The organism is Vibrio sp. 779(2023) (assembly GCF_033344285.1).
Lineage (GTDB): Bacteria > Pseudomonadota > Gammaproteobacteria > Enterobacterales > Vibrionaceae > Vibrio > Vibrio alginolyticus.
The window spans coordinates 1-1,245 of record NZ_JAWPOM010000142.1 but is presented as its reverse complement, the minus strand read 5'-3'; the positions used below and the strand labels follow the sequence as shown (position 1 = coordinate 1,245).

General features: G+C 45.0%; 2 protein-coding genes. One reads left to right on the top strand and one right to left on the bottom strand.

The features are described 5' to 3' along the window. Window positions 1-258, top strand: a 258-nt coding sequence (locus R8O70_RS25585; protein WP_318184509.1) for a hypothetical protein, incomplete at its 5' end; no start/stop codon positions are given. A 112-nt stretch (window positions 259-370) separates the two neighbouring features. Here R8O70_RS25585 and R8O70_RS25580 read toward each other — a convergent pair. Next, window positions 371-1,245: APC family permease (locus R8O70_RS25580; protein WP_318184508.1), on the bottom strand; the 875-nt coding region annotated here is incomplete at its 5' end.

The following is a 1,245-nucleotide window of genomic DNA, read 5'->3' as shown; positions in this document are numbered from 1 at the left end:
GATGAAATTGATCAGGCACTTCAAGAGCTTGGCTATGACAAACAGAAAGATCTGAATCATCATTATTACGCGTATGGCATGTTCGCAAGCGAATCATGTTACGAGCAACTAGGCCTAACCGATGAGCTTGGGAACTACGGCCATTTTCAGCGCGAAGTCGGCAAAATGCTTTTGAATACACCTGAGCCAATAGACATGCATATCTACTTCGAAATTTCTCAGCAATACCAAAAAGAAGGCAAACGAAATACCCACTAGAGCGCGTGGGATTGCAAGCATGCTTTGCATGATTTTTAGACAAAATATGTAAAAACAAAAAGCCGCGACAGGTAACTGCCGCGGCTTTATTCTATTGCGTATTTCGGAAAAATTAGCTTGCTAATGCTTCGATTAGTTGAGCTTGAGAGCGAACTTTTCGATTGCGATACATCACCGCCGCGATAGCTGGCAAACTAAATGCGATGAACCCCAGTACGAGTGCATACGCCCCCGTTTCTGCGCTGATACCTGCTGGTACGTCGAACGACACCACGATAGTGATCATACAGCTAATTAATCCTAAACCTGCCACTAAGCTCATCCCCACTTTGCCACCAGGGACACGAAATGGTCGTTCGATGTCTGCGTGTTTGCGTCGTGACACCAAAAAGCTAATAAAGATACACACGTACATCACCATGTATAACTGAGTCATTAAGATATTCAGCAACCACATACCTTGGTTAACGTTTGGAACCAGAATAAACACTAAGGACAACACGCTAACGATGGCCCCTTGCAATAAGAGTAGGGCGACAGGTGCTTGGTTTTGATTTTCTTTCGCCAGTGCGATTGGCATAAACTGGTCTTTCGCCGCCACATGCAAACTCTTTGTCGGTGCAATAATCCAGTTGTTCAAGCTTGCTAGCGTGCCAAACACAATCGCTAGAGCTATCACAGGCAGCATGAACGAGAGGTTCAAATCATCAAAGAAGGTTTTGAACGCCAAGATCACACCTTCGCTTAAGCGGGCGTGATCACTTGATACAACAGATGAAATTGACAGCGAGCAAGCTGTTAAAGAAACCAAAATTAGCGCCGTAGAAGCCAAGAGTGCTTTTGGATACGCCTTTTGTGGATTTTCTACTTCACTCGCATATGAGGTGGTAATTTCTAAACCAGTCAATGAAAGCACGACTGCGGTGAAACCTGCCCCAATTCCATCTTGAGAGAAATCGGGTAGCCAGTCAGAGACATGACTAAGGG